Source organism: Paraburkholderia bannensis (genome assembly GCF_014200455.1).
Taxonomy (GTDB): domain Bacteria; phylum Pseudomonadota; class Gammaproteobacteria; order Burkholderiales; family Burkholderiaceae; genus Paraburkholderia; species Paraburkholderia bannensis_A.
In genome coordinates this window covers 203,963-223,709 of the sequence record NZ_JACHBW010000002.1, presented here as the reverse complement: position 1 = coordinate 223,709, position 19,747 = coordinate 203,963, and the positions used below count along the sequence as shown (strand labels likewise).

20 protein-coding genes and 1 pseudogene are annotated in these 19,747 nt (G+C 63.9%); 14 read left to right on the top strand and 7 right to left on the bottom strand.

The window, feature by feature from the left end:
- Nucleotides 1-65 precede the first annotated feature (65 nt).
- Nucleotides 66-1,172, bottom strand: coding sequence for a DNA polymerase III subunit beta (dnaN, locus tag F4827_RS04015; RefSeq protein WP_183721858.1), 1,107 nt, complete (start codon nt 1,170-1,172; stop codon nt 66-68).
- Nucleotides 1,173-1,448: 276 nt separating this feature from the next.
- Nucleotides 1,449-3,080: a chromosomal replication initiator protein DnaA gene (dnaA, locus tag F4827_RS04010; RefSeq protein ID WP_183721855.1), complete on the bottom strand. Its 1,632-nt coding sequence runs from the start codon at nt 3,078-3,080 to the stop codon at nt 1,449-1,451.
- A 454-nt stretch (nt 3,081-3,534) separates the two neighbouring features.
- Between dnaA and rpmH the strand changes: the two genes are divergently transcribed.
- From rpmH to yidC, 4 genes are all read left to right on the top strand, one after another.
- Complete coding sequence (gene rpmH, locus F4827_RS04005; protein ID WP_004198824.1) at nt 3,535-3,669, top strand: 50S ribosomal protein L34; 135 nt, start codon at nt 3,535-3,537, stop codon at nt 3,667-3,669.
- Nucleotides 3,670-3,732: 63 nt separating this feature from the next.
- Nucleotides 3,733-4,209 carry a ribonuclease P protein component gene (gene rnpA, locus F4827_RS04000; RefSeq protein ID WP_183721852.1) on the top strand — a complete coding sequence of 159 codons (477 nt, stop codon included), beginning with the start codon at nt 3,733-3,735 and terminating at the stop codon, nt 4,207-4,209.
- A 107-nt stretch (nt 4,210-4,316) separates the two neighbouring features.
- A complete protein-coding gene (gene yidD / locus F4827_RS03995) occupies nt 4,317-4,547 on the top strand; it encodes a membrane protein insertion efficiency factor YidD (RefSeq protein ID WP_027815935.1) in 231 nt (76 codons plus the stop codon).
- Nucleotides 4,548-4,577: 30 nt separating this feature from the next.
- Complete coding sequence (gene yidC / locus F4827_RS03990) at nt 4,578-6,251, top strand: membrane protein insertase YidC (protein ID WP_183721849.1); 1,674 nt, start codon at nt 4,578-4,580, stop codon at nt 6,249-6,251.
- A 103-nt stretch (nt 6,252-6,354) separates the two neighbouring features.
- On the opposite strand, the gene F4827_RS03985 is transcribed toward yidC, so the two are convergent.
- Nucleotides 6,355-6,777 carry a transcriptional regulator gene (locus F4827_RS03985; protein ID WP_183721846.1) on the bottom strand — a complete coding sequence of 141 codons (423 nt, stop codon included), beginning with the start codon at nt 6,775-6,777 and terminating at the stop codon, nt 6,355-6,357.
- Between the two features lie 362 nt (nt 6,778-7,139).
- Here F4827_RS03985 and mnmE point away from each other — a divergent pair, with 362 nt between their 5' ends.
- The 4 genes from mnmE (at nt 7,140) to F4827_RS03965 (ending at nt 10,899) form a co-directional block, all read left to right on the top strand.
- Nucleotides 7,140-8,540, top strand: coding sequence for a tRNA uridine-5-carboxymethylaminomethyl(34) synthesis GTPase MnmE (gene mnmE, locus F4827_RS03980; protein ID WP_183721843.1), 1,401 nt, complete (start codon nt 7,140-7,142; stop codon nt 8,538-8,540).
- A 221-nt stretch (nt 8,541-8,761) separates the two neighbouring features.
- Nucleotides 8,762-8,962, top strand: a complete 201-nt coding sequence (locus tag F4827_RS03975) for a hypothetical protein (RefSeq protein ID WP_183721840.1) — start codon at nt 8,762-8,764, stop codon at nt 8,960-8,962.
- A gap of 224 nt (nt 8,963-9,186) precedes the next feature.
- On the top strand, nt 9,187-9,402 hold the full coding sequence (locus F4827_RS03970) for a hypothetical protein (protein WP_183721838.1): 216 nt from the start codon (nt 9,187-9,189) through the stop codon (nt 9,400-9,402).
- Between the two features lie 435 nt (nt 9,403-9,837).
- Nucleotides 9,838-10,899: a S1C family serine protease gene (locus F4827_RS03965; protein ID WP_183721835.1), complete on the top strand. Its 1,062-nt coding sequence runs from the start codon at nt 9,838-9,840 to the stop codon at nt 10,897-10,899.
- Here F4827_RS03965 and F4827_RS03960 read toward each other — a convergent pair.
- The 3 genes from F4827_RS03960 to F4827_RS03950 form a co-directional block, all read right to left on the bottom strand.
- The gene (locus F4827_RS03960) at nt 10,884-11,261 is read right to left on the bottom strand and encodes an ecotin precursor (protein WP_183721834.1); all 378 of its coding nucleotides are present in this window, start codon (nt 11,259-11,261) and stop codon (nt 10,884-10,886) included. The genes F4827_RS03965 and F4827_RS03960 overlap by 16 nt on opposite strands.
- Before the next feature lie 395 nt (nt 11,262-11,656).
- Complete coding sequence (locus F4827_RS03955; protein WP_183721832.1) at nt 11,657-11,818, bottom strand: hypothetical protein; 162 nt, start codon at nt 11,816-11,818, stop codon at nt 11,657-11,659.
- Between the two features lie 176 nt (nt 11,819-11,994).
- Nucleotides 11,995-12,621, bottom strand: a complete 627-nt coding sequence (locus F4827_RS03950; protein WP_183721830.1) for a LysE family translocator — start codon at nt 12,619-12,621, stop codon at nt 11,995-11,997.
- 352 nt (nt 12,622-12,973) lie between these two features.
- On the opposite strand from F4827_RS03950, the gene sap1 reads away from it, so the two are divergent.
- Together sap1 and F4827_RS03940 are read left to right on the top strand one after the other, a co-directional pair.
- The gene (sap1, locus tag F4827_RS03945; RefSeq protein ID WP_183722709.1) at nt 12,974-13,309 is read left to right on the top strand and encodes a surface attachment protein Sap1; all 336 of its coding nucleotides are present in this window, start codon (nt 12,974-12,976) and stop codon (nt 13,307-13,309) included.
- Between the two features lie 163 nt (nt 13,310-13,472).
- A complete protein-coding gene (locus F4827_RS03940; RefSeq protein WP_183721828.1) occupies nt 13,473-14,027 on the top strand; it encodes a YaeQ family protein in 555 nt (184 codons plus the stop codon).
- A 12-nt stretch (nt 14,028-14,039) separates the two neighbouring features.
- On the opposite strand, the gene F4827_RS03935 is transcribed toward F4827_RS03940, so the two are convergent.
- Nucleotides 14,040-14,441, bottom strand: a complete 402-nt coding sequence (locus tag F4827_RS03935) for a VOC family protein (protein WP_183721827.1) — start codon at nt 14,439-14,441, stop codon at nt 14,040-14,042.
- 487 nt (nt 14,442-14,928) lie between these two features.
- On the opposite strand from F4827_RS03935, the gene ada reads away from it, so the two are divergent.
- From ada to F4827_RS03915, 4 genes and pseudogenes are all read left to right on the top strand, one after another.
- Nucleotides 14,929-16,122, top strand: coding sequence for a bifunctional DNA-binding transcriptional regulator/O6-methylguanine-DNA methyltransferase Ada (gene ada / locus F4827_RS03930; RefSeq protein ID WP_183721825.1), 1,194 nt, complete (start codon nt 14,929-14,931; stop codon nt 16,120-16,122).
- A pseudogene (locus tag F4827_RS03925) lies at nt 16,119-17,084 on the top strand (DNA-3-methyladenine glycosylase family protein). The gene ada and the pseudogene F4827_RS03925 overlap by 4 nt, the downstream one beginning before the upstream one ends.
- 295 nt (nt 17,085-17,379) lie before the next feature.
- Nucleotides 17,380-19,002: a glutamate--cysteine ligase gene (gene gshA, locus F4827_RS03920; protein ID WP_183721823.1), complete on the top strand. Its 1,623-nt coding sequence runs from the start codon at nt 17,380-17,382 to the stop codon at nt 19,000-19,002.
- A 202-nt stretch (nt 19,003-19,204) separates the two neighbouring features.
- Entirely contained in the window at nt 19,205-19,684 is a 480-nt protein-coding gene (locus F4827_RS03915) for a hypothetical protein (RefSeq protein WP_260174958.1), read from the top strand.
- Nucleotides 19,685-19,747 lie beyond the last annotated feature (63 nt).

Here is a 19,747-nt window from a genome sequence, read left to right as displayed (position 1 = left end):
TCGAAAAGCCATAAAAACGCCAAAGGGGCTCAGCGCCCCCTGGTGTTCTTCTTCTTTCGCGCTATTTAGATGCGCATCGGCATCACGACGTACTTGAATTCCTCGTTCTCGGGAATCGTGATGAGCGCGCTGGAGCTGGCGTCGCCAAGGCTCACTTGAAGCGTGTCGACCTTCAGGTTCGCGAGGACGTCGAGCAGATACGTGACGTTGAACCCGATGTCGATGGTGTCGCCCTGGTAGGCGATTTCCAGCTCTTCCTGCGCCTCTTCCTGGTCGGCGTTGGTCGACATGATCTTGAGCTGGCCCGGCTCGATGATGCAGCGCACGCCCTTGAACTTGTCGGAGGTGAGAATGGCCGCGCGTTGCAGCGAGCGTTGCAGTTCTTCGCGGCCGATTTCGAAGGTGTTCTTGTGCGCCTTCGGAATTACGCGCTGGAAGTCGGGGAACTTGCCTTCCACCAGCTTCGACACCAGTTCGACCTGGCCGAAGGTGAACTTCACCTGCGTCGAGCCGATGTCGATCTTCAGCGAATCGTCGATATCTTCGAGCAGACGCTGGAGTTCGAGGATGGTCTTGCGCGGGATGATGACTTCCTGGCGCGCGAATGCGCCGCCTTCGATCTTCATCGACGAAAACGCAAGGCGGTGGCCGTCGGTAGCCACGGCCATCAGCTGGTCGCCATCCACCACGAGCAGCATGCCGTTCAGGTAATAACGGATGTCCTGCTGCGCCATGGCGAAATAGACCATGCCCAGCAACTGGCGGAAGGTCTTCTGCGGCACTGCGAGATTCGCGCCGAAGTCCTTGGCCTGCGCCACCGTGGGGAACTCGTCCGCGGCGAGCGTCTGCAGGGCGAAGCGGCTCTTGCCCGACTGCACCGTGAGGCGCTTGTCGGCGAGCGTGAGCGTGACCTGGCCGTCAGGCATCGCGCGCAGGATGTCCAGCAGCTTGCGCGCGGCGACGGTGGTGGCCACCTGGTCGTTGCCGACGCCGAAATCGGCGGTCGTGGTGATCTGCAACTCAAGGTCGGTCGACAGGAACGAGACGTCGGGACCGTTTTTGGTGATCAGCAGATTGGCGAGGATCGGCAACGTATGGCGGCGTTCGACAATGCCGCTCACCGTTTGCAGCGGCCTCAGCAGGTTATCGCGTTCGGTCTTGACCAGTTGCATAGAGTTCCTTCGTTGATGTAGCGGTCTGCGCATCCCGTCCAGGGCCCGCGCCATGCGTGACGGCATGGGGCGACAAGCCCTGGCGCCGCCCTGCAGCGCAGGCCGCGGCGTGAAATCCGCAGGCGGTCCGGCCGCCCGCGGTTAAACCCATATTGTGCCTGAAAACCGACCACTTCCCTAAATTGGGGGCGATCCGGGAAATAAACAGTGCCCCGGCAGCCAGACCGCCGGGGCACCGCGCATTTCCTGTTGGCTCCAGACGGCTTGCGGCCTCGATCAGCCCTTGAGCGTCTGTTCCAGTACGTGCAGTTCGTGGTTGAGTTGCGCGTCCTTGGTGCGCTCGTCGGCGATCTTGCGCACCGCGTGCAGCACCGTGGTGTGGTCGCGCCCGCCGAACAGCTCGCCGATTTCCGGCAGGCTCTTCTGCGTCAGCTCCTTGGCCAGGTACATGGCTATCTGGCGCGGCCGCGCGATGTTCGCGGGGCGCTTCTTCGAGTACATGTCGGCGACCTTGATGCTGTAGAAGTCGGCCACCGTCTTCTGGATGTTTTCCACCGAAATCTGGCGGTTCTGCACCGTCAGCAGGTCTTTGAGCGCTTCCTTGGTCAGCTCGATCGAGATCTCGCGGCCATGGAATTTCGAGTACGCGAGGATCTTGCGCAGCGCGCCTTCGAGCTCGCGCACGTTCGAGCGCAGGTGCTTGGCGACGAAGAAAGCCACGTCCTCATTGAGGTTCACGCCTTCCGACTGCGCCTTGCGCATCAGAATGGCCACGCGCATTTCCAGCTCGGGCGGCTCGATCGCCACCGTCAGGCCGGAGTCGAAACGCGAGATCAGGCGATCGTCGATACCCGAGATTTCCTTCGGATACGTATCGCTCGTGATGATCACCTGCGCCTTGTTGGCGACCAGCGCCTCGAACGCGTAGAAGAACTCTTCCTGTGTGCGCGACTTGCCCGAGAAGAACTGGATATCGTCGATCAGCAGCAGGTCGAGCGAGTGGTAATAGCGCTTGAAGTCGTCGAACGCCTTGCGCTGGTACGCCTTCACCACATCGGAAACATATTGTTCGGCGTGGATATAGCGGATGCGCGCACCCGGCTTGTCCACCAGCAACTGGTTGCCGATCGCGTGGATCAAGTGAGTCTTACCCAGGCCCACGCCGCCGTACAGGAACAGCGGGTTGTACGAGATGCCGGGGTTGTCCGCGACCTGGATGGCCGCCGCGCGCGCCAGCTGGTTCGCCTTACCGGTCACGAAGTTATCGAACGTGAGCACGGGGTTGAGCTTGGAGCGCTCGTAGGTCGGATCGGGTTCGCCGCCGCTTGCCGCCGCTGCGGCCGCGCTCTGGCCCGGCCGCCAGCTGCGGCGGCCTGCTGCGGCTTCGTTGGCGTCGAGGCTCGGCAGATCGAGGTCGGCGGCGTCATCGCCCGCGGCCCGGGCCGCTGCGGCGTTGGCCTGCGCAAGCTGGGCAGCGGCCAGCGCTGCCGAACCCGGACCGGCCGGGTTCGCGTGATTTGCCTGCGAGCTTGCGTGTGAAGTGACGTGTGAAGCCTGATAAGCCGGCGCCTGGGCTGCCTGGATAGCAGGTTCCGCGAACGGGGTGCTCGCCAGCGGCGCGCGCGGCGCCGGTGCGGCGGCCACGGGCGCGCGCATGCCCGCCTTGGGATCAAGGACGAACTGCACGTCTACAGGGGTCTGCCAGAAGTCGCGCGCCATATCGGTGATACGGCCCGAGAATTGGCTCTTGACCCAGTCGAGCTTGAAGCGGTTGGGTGCGGCTATCTGCAGCGTGTTCGCCGCAGCGTCGAAGGCAACCGGGGCCAACGGTTTAATCCACGTCACGTACTGCTGGGGCGTCAGCTCGCGCTCCAGCAGTGCGGAACAGTGTTGCCAGAATTCGTTCATCGAGTTGCTGTGGTCGTTTTGTTTGCAGGCATTGCTGCCGCGCCGTGCATGTCGCACAAACGCAACGGGGCCCTGACGGGGCGACGGCAAATGCTCCGGAAGCCCGCGCGGCAAAGGGTTTGCGGCAAGCAGGCGGGCCGGAGCGGCATGCAGGATTCTTGGGATAGGCGAGATTCTAACGCCGATTTCTCCTGGCCTGGGAGTTATCCACAGGGACGGATCAACGCAGCGCGTGTTCGCGCCCCATCGGCGCAACCTGGTCGCGAGCGGGTCTTCGCGAGGCGTCGCCAGGGTCGAACCTGGACGAAATCGCGCCTTCCGATACCCTAAGCTATTGACGGCCAAAGAAAAACGGGATTAAATAGCGGGTTCCGCGAAAACCAATCCCTGTACCACCGGCCATTGCTTTTTCCGCGATGCTCGCCGCGGTCATTTCTCAACAAGTGAGAGCAACATGAAACGTACTTACCAACCTTCCGTTACCCGTCGCAAGCGCACCCACGGTTTCCGTGTGCGCATGAAGACCGCCGGTGGCCGCAAAGTGATCAACGCACGCCGTGCGAAGGGTCGCAAGCGCCTCGCGATCTAAGCGGCGCTTCCCAGTGTTGTCGATAGCTTCGCTATCCGCACGATCGACGATAGCGGGCCTGACGTGACACTGCCGGAACAGCTGGAAGAATCGGGCAAAGCGGAGGATGTGCGCGCCGCCTCGCTACGAACGCAGGCCGCTTTCCCGAAGGCCGCAAGGCTACTGAAAACGGATGAGTTCTCATCCGTTTTTCGTTTGCGCCCCTGGCGCCGTGCCGCCCACTTTGTGGTGTACGGCCGGCCTACGGGCAAAGACGCGCGCCTCGGCCTCGTGATCGGCAAGAAGTATGCGCCGCGCGCGGTCACGCGCAACCTGGTGCGCCGCATTGCCCGCGAAGCGTTTCGCTTGCGCCGCGCGCAGTTCGAAGGTTTCGATCTGCTGCTGCGTCTGCATACGAAATTCGACCGCAAGGCCATGCCGGGCGCCTCGTCGCCGCCGCTCAAGACGCTGTGCCGTACCGAAATCGAGTATTTGCTCGAAAAGGCGGCACGCGAGGTCGCCAAGCGCAATGCAGCGCCGCAAGCGCCCGACGCTCCATGAGCGCAGCGCGCGAGCCGCATGTTTGCGCCGCGCACGCTGCATCCGCTGTCCACGCGGGTGCGGCACGTTGTCCGTCTTTCCACGCGGCGCTCTGCGGCCGCCACGCCATGCAAACGGTACTGATCGCTTTACTGCGTTTCTACAAGCTTGCCGTGAGTCCCTATCTCGGCAACCGCTGCCGTTTTTACCCTTCCTGTTCGGATTACGCACGCGAGGCAATCCAGTATCATGGCGCCGCGCGCGGGACTTACCTCGCCGCCCGGCGGCTGTGCCGCTGCCACCCGTTTTCGGCGGGCGGCGTCGATCCGGTCCCGCCTGCATCCCCGAATAAGCGCTGATGCGCCATTCCATCGACACTGAGACAACGCATGGATATCAAACGCACCGTCCTATGGGTCATCTTCTTCATGTCAGCGGTCATGCTGTACGACAACTGGCAGCGCGACCACGGACGTCAGTCGATGTTCTTCCCGAGCGCGACGCAAACGCAGCAGACTGCCGCCAGCGGCGCCGCGCCCGCCAGCGCCCCTGACGCCGCTTCCGACCTGCCGGCCGCGGGCGCAGGCCAGGCGCCGACCGGCGCGGCGCAGCCCGCCGCCGCCACCGCCCAGCTCGTGCACTTCCACACCGACGTCTACGACGGTGAGATCGACACGCGCGGCGGCACGCTCACGAAGCTCTCGCTCGTGAAGGAAGGCGACGGCAAGCAGCCCGACCAGTACATCACCCTGTTCGACCACACGAAGGACCATACGTACCTCGCGCGTACGGGTCTGCTCGGCGGCGACTTCCCGAACCACAACGACATCTACACGGCGGCGCCCGGTCCGCGCGAACTGAGCGGCGACGCCGGCTCGTTCCAGATCAGCCTCGAATCGCCCGAAAAGGGCGGCGTGAAGGTCACCAAGACCTACACGTTCACGAAGGGCAGCTATGTGATCGGCGTGGATACGAAGGTGCAGAACCTGGGCAGCACGCCGGTTTCGCCCACGCTCTACATGGAGCTCGTGCGCGACAGCGAGCCGGTGGAAACGCCGCGCTTCTCGCACACCTTCATCGGCCCGGCGGTGTACTCGAACGAGCATCACTTCCAGAAGATCTCGTTCAGCGACATCGACAAGAACAAGGCCGACTTCGTGAGCCAGGCCGACAACGGCTGGGTGGCGATGGTGCAGCATTACTTCGCGACCGCGTGGATTCCGCAGCAAGGCGTCAAGCGTGACATCTACGTCGAGAAGTTCGACAACGCGCTCTATCGCGTGGGCGTGAAGCAGCCGCTCGGCACGATCGCTCCGGGCGCGACCGACAACGTGCAGGCGCGCCTGTTCGCCGGCCCTGAAGAAGAGCGCATGCTCGAAGGCATCGCGCCGGGTCTGGAGCTGGTTAAGGACTATGGCTGGGTGACGATCATCGCCAAGCCGCTGTTCTGGCTGCTCGAAAAGATCCACGGCTACGTGGGCAACTGGGGCTGGGCGATCGTGCTGCTCACGCTGCTGATCAAGGCGGTGTTCTTCCCGCTGTCGGCCGCGAGCTACAAGTCGATGGCGCGCATGAAGGAAATCACGCCGCGCATGCAGGCGCTGCGCGAGCGCTTCAAGAGCGACCCGCAGAAGATGAACGCGGCGCTGATGGAGCTGTACAAGACCGAGAAGGTGAATCCGTTCGGCGGCTGTCTGCCGGTGGTGATCCAGATTCCGGTGTTCATCTCGCTTTACTGGGTGCTGCTGTCGTCGGTGGAAATGCGCGGCGCGCCGTGGATTCTGTGGATTCACGACCTTTCGCAGCAGGATCCGTTCTTCATCCTGCCGGTGCTGATGGCGGTCTCGATGTTCCTGCAGACGCGTCTGAACCCGACGCCGCCGGACCCGGTCCAGGCCAAGATGATGATGTTCATGCCGATCGCGTTCTCGGTCATGTTCTTCTTCTTCCCGGCGGGTCTGGTGCTGTACTACGTCGTGAACAACGTGCTCTCGATCGCGCAGCAGTACTACATCACGCGCATGATGGGCAAAGGCAAGAAGAAGGAAAAGGAAACCGCTTAAAGCAGCGGGTTTCGACGCCTGAAAAACAAAGCCGCCTGACTTTCGTCAGGCGGCTTTTTTCATGGCTGCGCGGATGGCGTGCGATCTGCCCGATACTCGTGCACTAGCCCTTTGCGGGGCCGCCGTAAAACTGCGAAACCAGTTCTTCCACCAGATAGCGGTGGTGCTCGCTCAACGATTCGATCTTCGAAGCGAGTTCGAGCGTTTCCTCGGAAAGCGGGTATTTGTCGTCGGGTTTGCGCGGCTTGGGTACGGCAGGCGCGGATTTGCCCGGCGACGGACCGTAGTGGAGCCAATGCACATCCACGTCGAACCACTCAGCCAGCGTTTCCAGTTTGTCGCTGGTGGGAATGGTGCGACCGCTCAGCCACTTGTGGGCGGTCTGCGGCGAGACCGGCTGCTCGCCGTGATGACGCAGGTTGAACCGGTTGGCCAGATCAGTGCTGCCGCGCAGTTTTTCGGGTGCGCGCTTCATGGCGAACTTGAGACGTTCGGCGAAGGCGGCTTTTTCTTCGGAGGTTGGCATGACGCTGATTGTGCAATCGGCTTTCGTCGAAGTTGACAACCAGTTGAGCTACATATACCCCATAAAAGCTACAAATCGCCTAAAAACGCAACTACCTCAACAATTTGTCATATGAGCGAAAAAGTAGGCTGACTGGTTATTTCTTGCGCTTTCGTGGCGATACTCTCTTAAATTCACCAATACAGTCTAAGACAATGCTTATCTAATTTGGGATAAATTGCGAGTGTTCCTGGTCTCGCAGCAGGCCAGCCGCGCAAAGGCGAGGCGTTACAATCCATGCACTTTTGCGCAGGCGCCAGAATACGCTCAGGCGCTTCGCCGCCGACATCCGATCACACCGCTTCAACTCGACTACATCCGCCATGCTCGCCACCGACACCGATCCCATCGTCGCCATTGCCACTGCGCCCGGTCGCGGCGGAATCGGGGTCGTGCGGGTGTCGGCTGGCCGCGCGGGCGCGGCGGCAGCCGTTGCGCTCATGCAGGCGCTGACCGGCCAGACGCTGGCCGCCCGGCACGCGAGCTACGTGCCGTTCCTGGACGGCGCGGGCACCGTGCTCGACCGCGGCATCGCGCTGTATTTCCCGGCGCCGCATTCGTACACGGGCGAACACGTGCTGGAACTGCAGGGCCACGGCGGCCCGATCGTGTTGCAGCTGGTCCTGCAACGCTGCATCGAGGCGGGACGCGCCTTCGACCTGCGCCTGGCCGAACCCGGCGAATTCACGCGCCGCGCCTTCCTCAACGACAAGCTCGACCTCGCGCAGGCCGAAGCCGTCGCCGATCTGATCGAAGCCAGTACCGAAGCCGCCGCGCGCTCGGCGGGGCGCTCACTTGACGGCGCGTTCTCGCGCGATATTCACGCGCTGGTCGACAACGTCGTGACGCTGCGCATGCTGGTTGAAGCGACGCTCGATTTCCCCGAGGAGGAGATTGATTTCCTCGAAGCCGCCGATGCGCGCGGCAAGCTCAGCGCGATCCGCGCGCAGCTCGACCACGTGCTGTCCGAAGCGCGTCAGGGCGCGCTGCTGCGCGAGGGTCTCGCGGTCGTGCTCGCGGGGCAGCCGAATGTCGGCAAATCATCGCTGCTCAACGCACTCGCGGGCGCGGAGCTCGCGATCGTCACGCCGGTGGCTGGCACCACGCGCGACAAGATTTCGCAGACGATCCAGATCGAAGGCATTCCGCTGCACATCATCGACACGGCGGGGCTGCGCGAAACCGAAGACGAGGTGGAAAAGATCGGTATCGAGCGCACGTGGAGCGAAATCGGCCGTGCCGATGTGGTGCTGCATCTGCTCGACGCGCGTGTGGGCATGACAGCGGAAGACGATACGATTGCCGCCCGTTTTCCGGCGGGCGTGCCGGTGGTGCGCGTGCTCAACAAGACCGATCTCACCGATGTGGCGCCCGAAGTCGCGAAGCGCGCGATGGATCATGGCGCCGAGCTGTGCGAAGTGCGGCTCTCGGCGAAGCAGGGTGACGGCGTAGCGCTCCTGCGCGCTGAACTGCTGCGTATCGCGGGCTGGCAGGCGGACGCGCAAAGCGTTTATCTCGCACGAGAGCGCCATCTGATCGCATTGCGCGCCGCACGCGAGCAACTCGCGCAGGCCGCTGACCATGCGCAGCAGAATGCGCAATCGCTAGATCTGTTCGCGGAGGAGTTGCGGCTTGCCCAGGAGTCGTTGAACTCGATCACGGGCGAATTCACGTCGGACGATCTGCTTGGGGTGATTTTCAGCCGGTTTTGCATCGGCAAGTAATTCGCACCCAAATAAGCAGGATCCCAAATCATCCAGCTCGACATCGACATATCGCTGATGCCGGTCGTCGGCAATCAGTAAGGTTTGTGAGCCGATTGCAACGGCTTACACCGCGCTCGCGTATTACCGCCCCGGATTTTTACCGCCGTAACGAGCGGTCACACATCGTTTCGTTTTCAAACCTCGCGATTGCCGACAATCAATGCATTCGGGAGAACATCATGAAAACGTTTCGACTCTTTGGTGCCTTGCTCGCCGCTGCAGGCATCGCTTCGCTCACGGGCTGCGTTGTAGCGCCCCCTTATGCCTATGCGCCGGCGTCGGCCTACGGTTACGGTTACGCTCCAGGTTATTACGCCGCGCCTGCAGTGAATGTTGGGGTCGGCGTTGGCGGCTATTACGGCCACGGCTGGCGACATTAAGGACAACGGCATAACACCAGGATATCTCCTGGCTCAAGCCTGTCAACCGAACGTCGAGGGTGCTGGAATGGCCCTCTGGCGGCCCTCTCGCGCATCACCTGGCCATGCCTCTCGCGCCCCTATCAATTGTGATAGCTAGTCACCGGCCACCGGCGAACTAGAGTGACATCACAGATCCAATCAAATAAATGAGATCTGGACCGTTCCGGGGGCCTAACGAAATCATGTTCATCGATCAGGAAATCGCGCACATCATGCGCGTCATGGTGCCGTCACTGTTGATAGACGGTACGGTTCCGATTCTCTCCGTCGAGTACTGGCATCGCCGCCTGTCGAATCTCCTCGACTCGGCCCAGCTCTCGCAAACCCAGTTTCGTACGATCGACTCGCTGATGACGCAACTCGAACGTCTGCAGCTCAAGGCGCGCCTCGCCGCCTGACGAGCGGGTCGGCGCGCAGCCCGCAAATAGGGCGCCGCAATGCCGATTTGATTTACCTCGCCATGTAACCCGAGCATGGATTAGCCCGCCACAGTGCGGGCTTTTTTCTGTTGTGCGCGGGATTGGGTCAACGGCGCGATGCCTGCGAGAGCACGCGGCAAAAAATAGCCGCGGCAGCGGCCGCGGCGAAAGAGCTTGCCAACAACTACTGACAGCACGGCGCGAGGGGACGTCGCCGCAGAACCATTGTCGTAGCTCGCTCCTGTCGCTTCAATGGCTGCGCAACGGATCTGACAATCGTTGACTTTCGCTGACGGTCGTCAATCCGCCCCTCAAAACGAACTTGCCGCGCCCGCTGTGCGATCAAGGTAAGCCTCTTGAAATCATGCTTGAGCCCCTGCATGTACGGCGCACATTCATCGGAGAATCCTGATCGTGGGAAGACGTCCATCCTTCATCGACGATCTCGCGCGCGACCTCGCAGCCACTGACGCCAACGCCGACCGCGCGAACACCCGTCCTCACGGCGACGAAGCCTTGCTCGACGCCTATTCGCAAACCGTCATCGGCGCGCTCGAACGCGTGCAGCACGCCGTCGCCCATATCGCGGTCGAGCGCCGCGCGCCATCTGCAAGCCAGGGCGCGGCGCGCGGCGGCAGCGGTTCGGGTTTCCTGTTCACTCCCGATGGCTATCTGCTGACCAATAGCCACGTCGTGCATGGCGCGAGCGCGCTGCGCATGACGCTCGCCGACGGTTCGACCTATGACGCCGATCTGGTCGGCGACGATCCGAGCACCGATCTCGCGGTCCTGCGCATCGGCGCTTCCGAGGTTCTGCCGCATGCACAACTAGGCGAATCGGCGAAGCTGCGAGTGGGACAGATCGCGATTGCCGTAGGCAGTCCGCTCGGTCTTGCGCAGACGGTCACCACGGGCGTGGTGTCGGCGCTTGGCAGATCGTTGCGCTCCAACTCGGGACGAATGATTTACGACGTGATCCAGACCGACGCCGCGCTCAATCCCGGCAATTCGGGCGGCCCGCTAGTCAATTCGGCGGGCCAGGTGATCGGCGTGAACACCGCCATCATCCCGGGCGCTCAGGCGATCTGCTTCGCCACGGCAATCGATTCCGCGAAGTGGGTGATTACGCAGTTGCTCGCGCACGGGCGAGTGCGCCGGGCGCACGTTGGCATCGCCGGTACGACCGTGCCGATCGCCCGCAGGATTCAACGGTTTTTCGAACTGGATGCGACGAGCGGCGTGCGCGTGATGGAACTGGTGAAGGGCGGTCCCGCCGCGCTGGGCGGGCTGCGCGTGGACGATACGATTGTCGCGATCGACGGCGTGGCCGTCGACGGCATCGATGCGCTTCAGCGTCTGCTCGACGCCTCGCGCATCGGCCGCGCGGTTGAATTCACGATCGTCAGGCTGACGCAAAAGCTGAATCTGCAGATCACGCCGATCGAGCAGGACGTGCCCGCTTACCAGCCGGGCTGACCGTAGCCGCCACCGTCGCCATAGCCGTAATACGCTGCGGGCGGCGGAGACGGTTGGGGCGGCGCGCAGGGCACGTAGCGGCCCGAATACCGGTCGTAGCAACGGCCCGGCGCGGGCGCGGCGGCGTAGACAGGAGCCGGTTCGACATAGACCGGTACGGGCGCCGGTGCCGGTTCGGCGTAGACGGGCGGCGCCTGATAAGCCACGGCCGGGCCACTGTTGATCGCCGCACCCACCACCGCGCCAAGCAGCGCGCCGCCAACGAGCGCGCCCACCACATCGCCGCCATGATCATGCGCGCTGGCCGGACCGGCCGCCAGCACGCATCCCGCTACCACCAGTACGGCTGCAATCTTACGCATGACGTTCTCCTTGAGAACCTTTGAAAACGTGCGAGCGATTGTCGTCGCGAAGCGCGGATACAGGTGATGCAAGTGGTAACGACGAATTACGCAGCCGATGAATTACGGTGCGCGGGGAGGCGATGAGTTTGATTCGGCATGCGAATCAGTCGCTGCAGGCGGGGGATCGCGACGCCTGCCGGCGCCGGGACAACGCAAATACAGAGCAAAAGACAGAGCGATGAACAGACCCTCAGCGCGAACAGGGCGACGTAGTTCGTCATCCAGGAGAACTCAAAATCCATGAGTCCCTCCTGCGATCAGACCCGACACCTGCTGCCTCAACGGCGGCGCCCCCGCGCCAGACATGAATGTCGGCCCGGCGGCAGGTGCCGGACCGTCAATCGTGCCCCAAATCAGTGATGCAGGATGCGGCGCAGTGGATGACGCCAATCGATATGAGGTGCCCCCGCCTCTACGCGCTGCCTATGCTCCTCCAGGATTTCGTCCGAAAACAGAAAAACGACAATGACGAGGGGGATGACCAGAAACGCGCCCAGTATTACGTGCTCGATCACGATAAGCTCCTGGTTGTCAAGCGGTTGCGAATTCATTGTAGCCGGAAAGCTACAACTTGTACTGCGGGCGAATACTGATTCATCAAAAAAAGGTGCACCGCCGCACGCAAACGCTGGAGCAGGTCATGTGCCCGGATCTTACCGGGTTGACGACAACGCGAAAGCGAGGGCCTTTGTCAGGCCGCCGACTTCTTCCAGACCGCAGCAAACAGTCCGGCGCCGATCAGCAGCGACCCGCCAGTGCGGTTGACCACGCGTTGCACCCGCGGGCTGCGCACGGCGCGGCGCGCTGCCGCCGCAAGCACGGCGTAGCCGAACGCGTTGAGCGTGGCAAGCACGAGGAAGGTCGCCTCGAAGATGACGATCTGCGGCAGCGCAGCGGCGTGCGGGTCGATGAACTGCGGCACGAAGGCGACGAAGAAAATCAGGCTCTTCGGATTAAGGGCGGTGACGGCGTAAGCGTGCGCGAAGATGCGACCGGTGCGGGTTTCAGAAGTGTCGGCGGTATCGGCTGCCATGACCGGCGCGCGCCAGAGTTTGATGCCGAGGTAAATCAGATACGCCGCACCGACCCATTTGAGCATCGAGAATAGTGTCGCGGAGGCGGCAAGGATCACGCCGAGACCGAGCATCGAGGCTGTCATCGCCGTAAAGTCCCCCAGCGCTACGCCGGCGGTGGTCGCGAGCGCGTAGCGACGCCCATGGCCGAGCGCATAGGACACCACGAGCAGCACGGTCGGTCCGGGAATGGTGACGAGTATTGCCGATGCGATTGCAAAAGGCAGCCAGTGGGCAAGAGTCATGACGGTCTCCGTGGCGCTTAGCCGGTAGGGGTATCCCATTTATCCACGAAGTTTCTGGCTGTGCAAGGGCGCGCCTGGCATCGTTTTTCTTCTGCGCCCTGCGAGTAATCGCGTGCGTTTGCGCAGAAGCGATCACGAAGACGATGTGCGCTGCGCCAGCGCTTTCCGACAGCGCTCGCAAACGCCCCAAGGGTTCACCTTTGCTGCGCACGCACACAAGACGTCCTTGCACTCCGCTTGCCGTCTTCTAGATTCAGAAAGTTGGCCGGGATAGAACCGTTAAATACATAGCTAACCTGAATAACAATCTGCACCGTGCGCAAGCGGCGCGAGCGAGGAGCCAATCATGAAAATGCCGGCAACGACGGCCCTGCTCACCGCCGGTCTGCTGTGCTGCGTCGCTGCGCAAGCGCAGGACGCCGCGGTCAGACCGCAGCAAACGGTGCAATTCAAACCCGGATCGTATGGCTGCCTTTCGAAAGACAAGCTAGACGCCGTCACGCTGCATGAACAGGCAGGCGAGCAACAGCAGATGCAGGAATATTTCGCGGATTTCCGCTGCCTCTCCACCCCGGACAACCAGACCTTTCGCGTCGTTCGCGTGGACGGCCACGACATCGAATTCGTGAATGCAGCCAACGCCGACGATCATGGTCTCTGGACCAGCGACCGCTTCGTCAGGCCGTAACGGCCGCACGAAAAACGCCGGATTGGCGCCAAGGCGTCACGGCATCGTCATTTTCGCGACAGATCATGCCTGATGATCCAGCGCGCTGCCGTCCGACGAATGCGGCACAGGACGTGCTGGAACTCGCTATCATGTGCGGCTTTTGCGCGGCGCGGGATTCGGCATGGCACTCAAATCGACCATCTTCAAGGCAGAGCTTCAGATTGCGGACATGGACCGGCATTACTACGCCGACCATGCGCTGACGATCGCCTGCCATCCCTCGGAAACCGACGACCGGATGATGGTCCGCATCGCCGCCTTCGCGCTGTTCGCGGGCGAGCGTCTGGAATTCTGCAAGGGCCTCTCCGATACCGACGAGCCGGATCTATGGAGCAAGGACTACACGGGCGCGATCCAGACCTGGATCGAGGTCGGCCAGCCGGATGAGCGCCGCATTGCCAAGGCCAGCGGCCGTTCCGAGGAAGTCGTCGTGATCGCTTATGGCGGCCGCACGTCCGACATCTGGTGGCAGGGCGTGCGCAGCAAGGTGGAACGCCTGCGCAACGTCACCGTGTGGACGCTGGGCGAAGGCGTGGCGGCTTCGCTGGGCAAGCTCGCGGAGCGCACCATGCGGCTGCAATGCACGGTTCAGGACGGCGCAGCGTGGATCGGCAGTGAGAAAAGCGAGCCGGTGGCCGTCGAATGGACAGTTCTCAAGGCGCCCGAGAACGTCTGACGCCGCATCACATCAGTCAGCAGGCGGGCCTTTCAGCTCGACCATGTTGCCTTCGGGATCGTACAGATAAAGCGACGGTCCCAGGCCTTCAGCGCCATAGCGCGCGACCACCTCGCCGGGATGCGCTCCCGCCTGCATCAACCAGGCCCTGAGCGCCTCGCCGTCGAACGGCTCCACGCGCAGGCAGAGATGATCCATGTTGCGGCCCGCGCCGCCGTTGGCGTTACGGTCGAGCGGACCACCCGCCGCGATCAGATCGACCAGCGAGCGCCCGGCGCGCAGTTGCACCAGCCCCAGTTCGCGCTCCTCGCGCTCGACGCGGCAACCCAGAATCTCACAGTAAAAACGCGTCATGGCCGCCGGGTCGCCCGCGCGGATCACGACATGGTCGATTTCGCGAATCTGGATCTGCATGGTCTTCCCCGCTGGCTGGGCCGTTGCGGCGCGCGTGAGTGGATTCGGGCAGTGTAGAGGGAAATCGGGCGGGGAAAGTCGGCCGCAGCGCGTGCAAAAACGCTGGACGAAAAAAAGCCCGCTGCTGTGAGCGGGCTTAATCCATATCAGGAGGAGACATGGAGGAGACAAGAACCACTATACACAGCGCTCTGACGCGTTGCAACAAATTTTTAGGGAAAACCCGCAATGGTGCCAAATTGTCGCAGCGCGCTTTTGAAGTCCGGCCGAGGCTCGGGCGAAACCCGGGCGTGCAGGCGGCGGCGCCCTTGAAAAGGGCCGGTTGGCGAGCTCATCGGCGTGGCGCAAAAGGGCAAAATAGACACTGAGCGCGTCCATAAGCTGATCGATCAAGCGTGCCGGACGACAGCGCAAGATCCGGCGCGCCCGCACGCGGACGGGCGACTACAGTGGGACCATCGCATTCGCTCTCACCGGGAGTCCTGACATGAACGCCGTCCAGTCCACCGCTTCAGCAAGTTCAGCAAGCCTCGACGAGGCCGACATCGCGGACGATGGCGCGCGCTGGGCCGCCATCGCGGCGCGCGACGCCCGCGCCGATGGCCAGTTCTTCTACGGCGTGCGCACCACCGGCGTGTTCTGCCGCCCCTCTTGCGCGTCGCGCCTGCCGCGCCGCGAAAACGTCGATTTTTTCGCCGACGCCGACAGCGCCCGCGCCGCCGGCTACCGCGAATGCAAACGCTGCCGTCCCGGCGGCCTGCCGCGCGAGCTGGAGATCGTGCGCCGCGCCTGCGCGGCCCTCGACGCCGATCCGCAGGAGCGCCTCACGCTCGCCCAGCTAGGCGAAGCGGTGCATCTGAGCCCGTTCCACCTCCAGCGCCTGTTCAAGCGCGTGCTGGGCGTCTCGCCGCGACAATATCAGGCGGCCCGGCGCGGCGCGGTGCTGCGCGACGCGCTCGCACAAGGCGTCGATGTCACGCGCGCCAGCGCCGACGCGGGCTTCAACTCGTCGTCGCGGCTCTACGAGAGCGTGGCGGGCGAGCTGGGCATGGCGCCCTCGGCGTTCCGGCGCAAGGGCGCGGGCCTCACGATCCGTTATGCGGGCGCGGCCACGCCGCTTGGGCGCGTGCTCATCGCCGCGACGGACAAAGGCATCTGCCGCATCGCTTTCGGCGACAACGCCCAGGCATTGAGCGACAGCCTGCGCGCGGATTTTGAAAACGCCAGTTGCGTCGAGGATGCCGCGGGCCTCGCGCCCTTCGTGGCGCAGATCGACGCCTATCTGCACGGCCGCAGCGAACGTATCGAACTGCCGCTCGACATTGCCGCGACGGCGTTCCAGCAGCGCGTCTGGGACGCGCTCCAGCGCATTCCCTATGGCGAGACCCGCAGCTACAGCGAGATCGCCGAAACCTTGGGCTCGCCGCGCGCGGTGCGCGCCGTGGCGAGCGCATGCGCATCGAACCCCGTAGCGCTGGCGATTCCCTGCCATCGCGTGGTGCAAAAGGGCGGCGCGCTCGCGGGGTATCGCTGGGGCCTGGAGCGCAAGGCCGCGCTGATCGACGCCGAAGCGCGCGCGGGCGAAGTGCACGTGACCATGCAAACCGTGCAACCTGGCACGCGACTCGAAAGGCGCGAGCGCGCCAGCAAAGTCAACATCCCGCCGGAGACCACTGCTTGAGCGCTGTCCAGCGAACCGACGAAGTCCCCGAACCCGCCGAAGACGCGAGCGCCACGCTCGAACTGCCGTTTCGCGCGCCCTATGACTGGCCGCGCATGCTGCGCTTCCTCGCGGGCCGCGCAACGCCTGGCGTGGAAGCGGTCGAGGACGGCGCGTGGCTGCGCGCCATCGACTTCAATGGCGCGAGCGGCACGCTCGCCGTGCGTCGTCATGCGCGCAAGCGTTGTCTCGTCGCACAGATCGACGGGCCGGTGAGCAGGCATGCGGCTGCGCTCGCCGCGCCGCTCGGGCGCGTGTTCGACATCCATGCGAATCCGGCGGCAATTGCCGGGGGACTGGGCGCCGATCCGTGGCTCGGGCCGCTCGTGACCGCCGCGCCCGGTTTGCGCGTGCCGGGCGCGTGGTCAGGGTTCTAACTGGTGATACGCGCGATCGTCGGCCAGCAGGTCAGCGTCAAAGCCGCGACCACGATCGTCGGGCGGCTGGTCGAGCGCGTCGGCAAACCTATCGAGGGCCATCCGCATGCGCGCACGGCGTGGCGCTTTCCTGCGCCCGCCGATCTGGCTGCGGCGGATCTCACCGGCATCGGCATGCCGGGCAAGCGCATCGCGGCGTTGCAGGGTTTCGCAGCGGCCGTCGCGAGCGGCGAAGTCGCCATCGAACGCCAGAACGCCGCGGCCGGGACCCCCACGCTCGACGCCATGCGCGCGGCGCTGCTGGCGTTGCCGGGCATCGGCCCGTGGACCGTCGAATACGTGGCGATGCGCGCCTGGCGCGACGCCGACGCCTGGCCCGCCACCGACCTCGTACTGATGCAAGCCATCGCGGCGCGCGACCCCGCGCTTGTGCGCGCGACGCAACAACGCGAGCGCACCGACGCCTGGCGTCCGTGGCGCGCCTATGCGGCCATGCATCTCTGGAACGAAATCGCCGATCGCGCCGGCGCGGCGCGTGGGGGCTGACGCGGGAGGCGCGATGTGTAGCAGCACACCGCCATCGACGTTATTGCGGCGGCTTCGACAAGGCCGCATCGACCGTGCAGCCAGTGACCCGCGTAAGGCGCTCAAACCCCCGCCAGAATTGACTTGCGGCGACGTCAAGCTGGCCGCGAAGGCAACCCCGAGGTGGCCTCAAGCAGGTCTTTCGGCGAGATGTTAAAGTGCCCGCTACCGAAAAATTCCCAGCCAGCGGCGCGCGCGTGTATGCAACAGCGTGCAACAGCGGCGTCGCCGCCGGCCAGTGCCCGACCAGTCCTCAATGCCAGACACGACCTCTACACGCACGAACGACGTTCTCACGCAGCGCCTTTCCGTGCTGAGCGCCGGGCCGCATCGCGACGCGCTCACGCGCGGTCTGCGCGGCATCGAAAAGGAAAGCCTGCGGGTCACGCGCGACGGTCATCTCGCCATGACGCCGCACGCCGCGGCATTGGGTTCGGCACTCACGCATCCGTCGCTCACGACCGACTATTCGGAAGCGTTGATCGAGATCATCACGCCCGCCGAGCCGGACGCTGCGATCACGCTCGATAAGCTCGACGAACTGCATCGCTACGTCTATAGCGTGCTCGCGCGCGACGGCGAAATGCTCTGGAACGAATCGATGCCCGGCATTTTGCCCGCAAGCGACGACGGCATTCCCATCGCGCGCTACGGCAATTCGAACATCGGCAAGCTGAAGTACGTCTACCGCATGGGTCTCGCGCTGCGCTACGGCCGCACCATGCAGTGCATCGCCGGCATCCACTACAACTATTCGCTCAACGAAGAAGTGTGGCGCGTGCTGCATGCGCACGATCAATCGACGGCCACGCAGACGGATTACCAGTCCGAACGCTATCTCGCGCTGATCCGCAATTTCCGCCGCACGAACTGGCTGCTGATGTATCTGTTCGGCGCTTCGCCCGCGCTCGACGCGCGTTTTCTGCGCGGTCGCCAGCACACGCTGCAAAGCCTCGACGCCGATACGCTCTACCTGCCGTACGCGACCAGCCTGCGCATGAGCGACCTCGGCTATTCGAACACGACGGGTCAATCGGCGCTGCGTGCAGACTACGACACGCTGCCGGGCTATCTCGATGCGCTCGCGCAGGCCGTGAGCCAGCCGTATCCGCCTTACGAGGCGATCGGCACGCATCGCGACGGCGAGTGGGTGCAGATCAACACCAACATCCTGCAGATCGAAAACGAGTTCTATTCGACGATCCGCCCGAAGCGCGTGACCTGGCCCGGCGAGCGGCCGCTGCATGCGCTCGCCGCGCGCGGCGTGCAGTACGTCGAAGTGCGTTGCATGGACATCGACCCGTTCGAGCCCATCGGCATCTCGCTGGAAGCGGCGCGTTTTCTGGACGCCTATCTGCTCGCCTGCGCGCTCGACGACAGCCCGCCGCTGCCCCAAGCCGATTACGCGCAAGCCGACGAGAACTTCGGCCTCGTCACGAAGGAAGGGCGCAAGCCGGGGCTTACGCTCATGCGCGGCGGCCAGCCCGTCGCCATGCAGGACTGGGCAACGGAACTGTTCGAGAAGATCGAACACACGGCGGCGATGCTCGACGCGCTGCACGGCAGCGACGAACACGCGCGAGCGCTCGCGGCCCAGCGCGCGAAACTGGCCGATGCGTCGCTCACGCCTTCCGCGCGCGTGCTGCAAACGATGCGCGACGAGCAGCAAAGCTTCCTGCAATTTGCGCTCGCACAAAGCGAGCGTCATGCCGCGGATTTCCTTGCGCGTCCGCTCGACGCACAGACGACAGCGCATTTCGACAAGCTCGCCCGTGAATCGCTTGACGAGCAGGCCAGGCTCGAACGCGAGGAAGTGGGCTCGTTCGATGCCTTTGTCGCGGCTTATCGCGCTTATACGCTCAATCGCTTCAGCGTCTGAGCGCGGGTTTTCTCGACGCCGGATCCGGCGCAGCAGGCATTGCACTTGCGGCATGCACTGACGGGCTGCGCCTGCTGCGCTTCAATCCCTGGTTCCATCCCTTATAGTCTTGCAGGGACTCCAACGAGTCACGCAATCGATGCAATCGACAAAACGGACGGGCCGCGCGGCGCGCGTGCCCCTATAGGGAGGAACCCACGCGATGAAACGAACCCTGCCGATCCTGCTCTGCGCGGCGCTGGCTGCCTGCGCGCCGCGCGGCCAGGTCGACCCCGACGTCATGCAGATCGCCACCGCGCCGCTCACCTGCAGCGACAAGCCGCAGTGCGATATCTGGTGGCAACGCGCCCAGGACTGGGTGCGCGGCCATTCGATGTACGAAGTGCAGACCGTCACCGATTCGCTGATCCAGACCGCCGGCCCCGGCGGCGGCAAACGCGCGCTTGCCTACGAAATCACCAAAACCCCGAACGGCGACGGCACCACCACCATCGGCTTTGCGGCGCATTGCGATAGCGCGATCGGCTGCAAGCCCGATCCGTGGGCGGCGGGCGCGGCTTTCAAGCAGTACGTGCGTACTGGCATCGAACAGTCGATCCCGGGCGGCAAGGGCGCGAGCGAAACGGGCGATGCCGGCGATGCACCGCAAAGTGCGCAGGGCGCGTCGGCTCCCGCGCCTTGAGCTGGCGCTGACACAAGCACGCCACCTCGCGCCTCGCTGCATGCCCCCGCATTCCGGGGCATG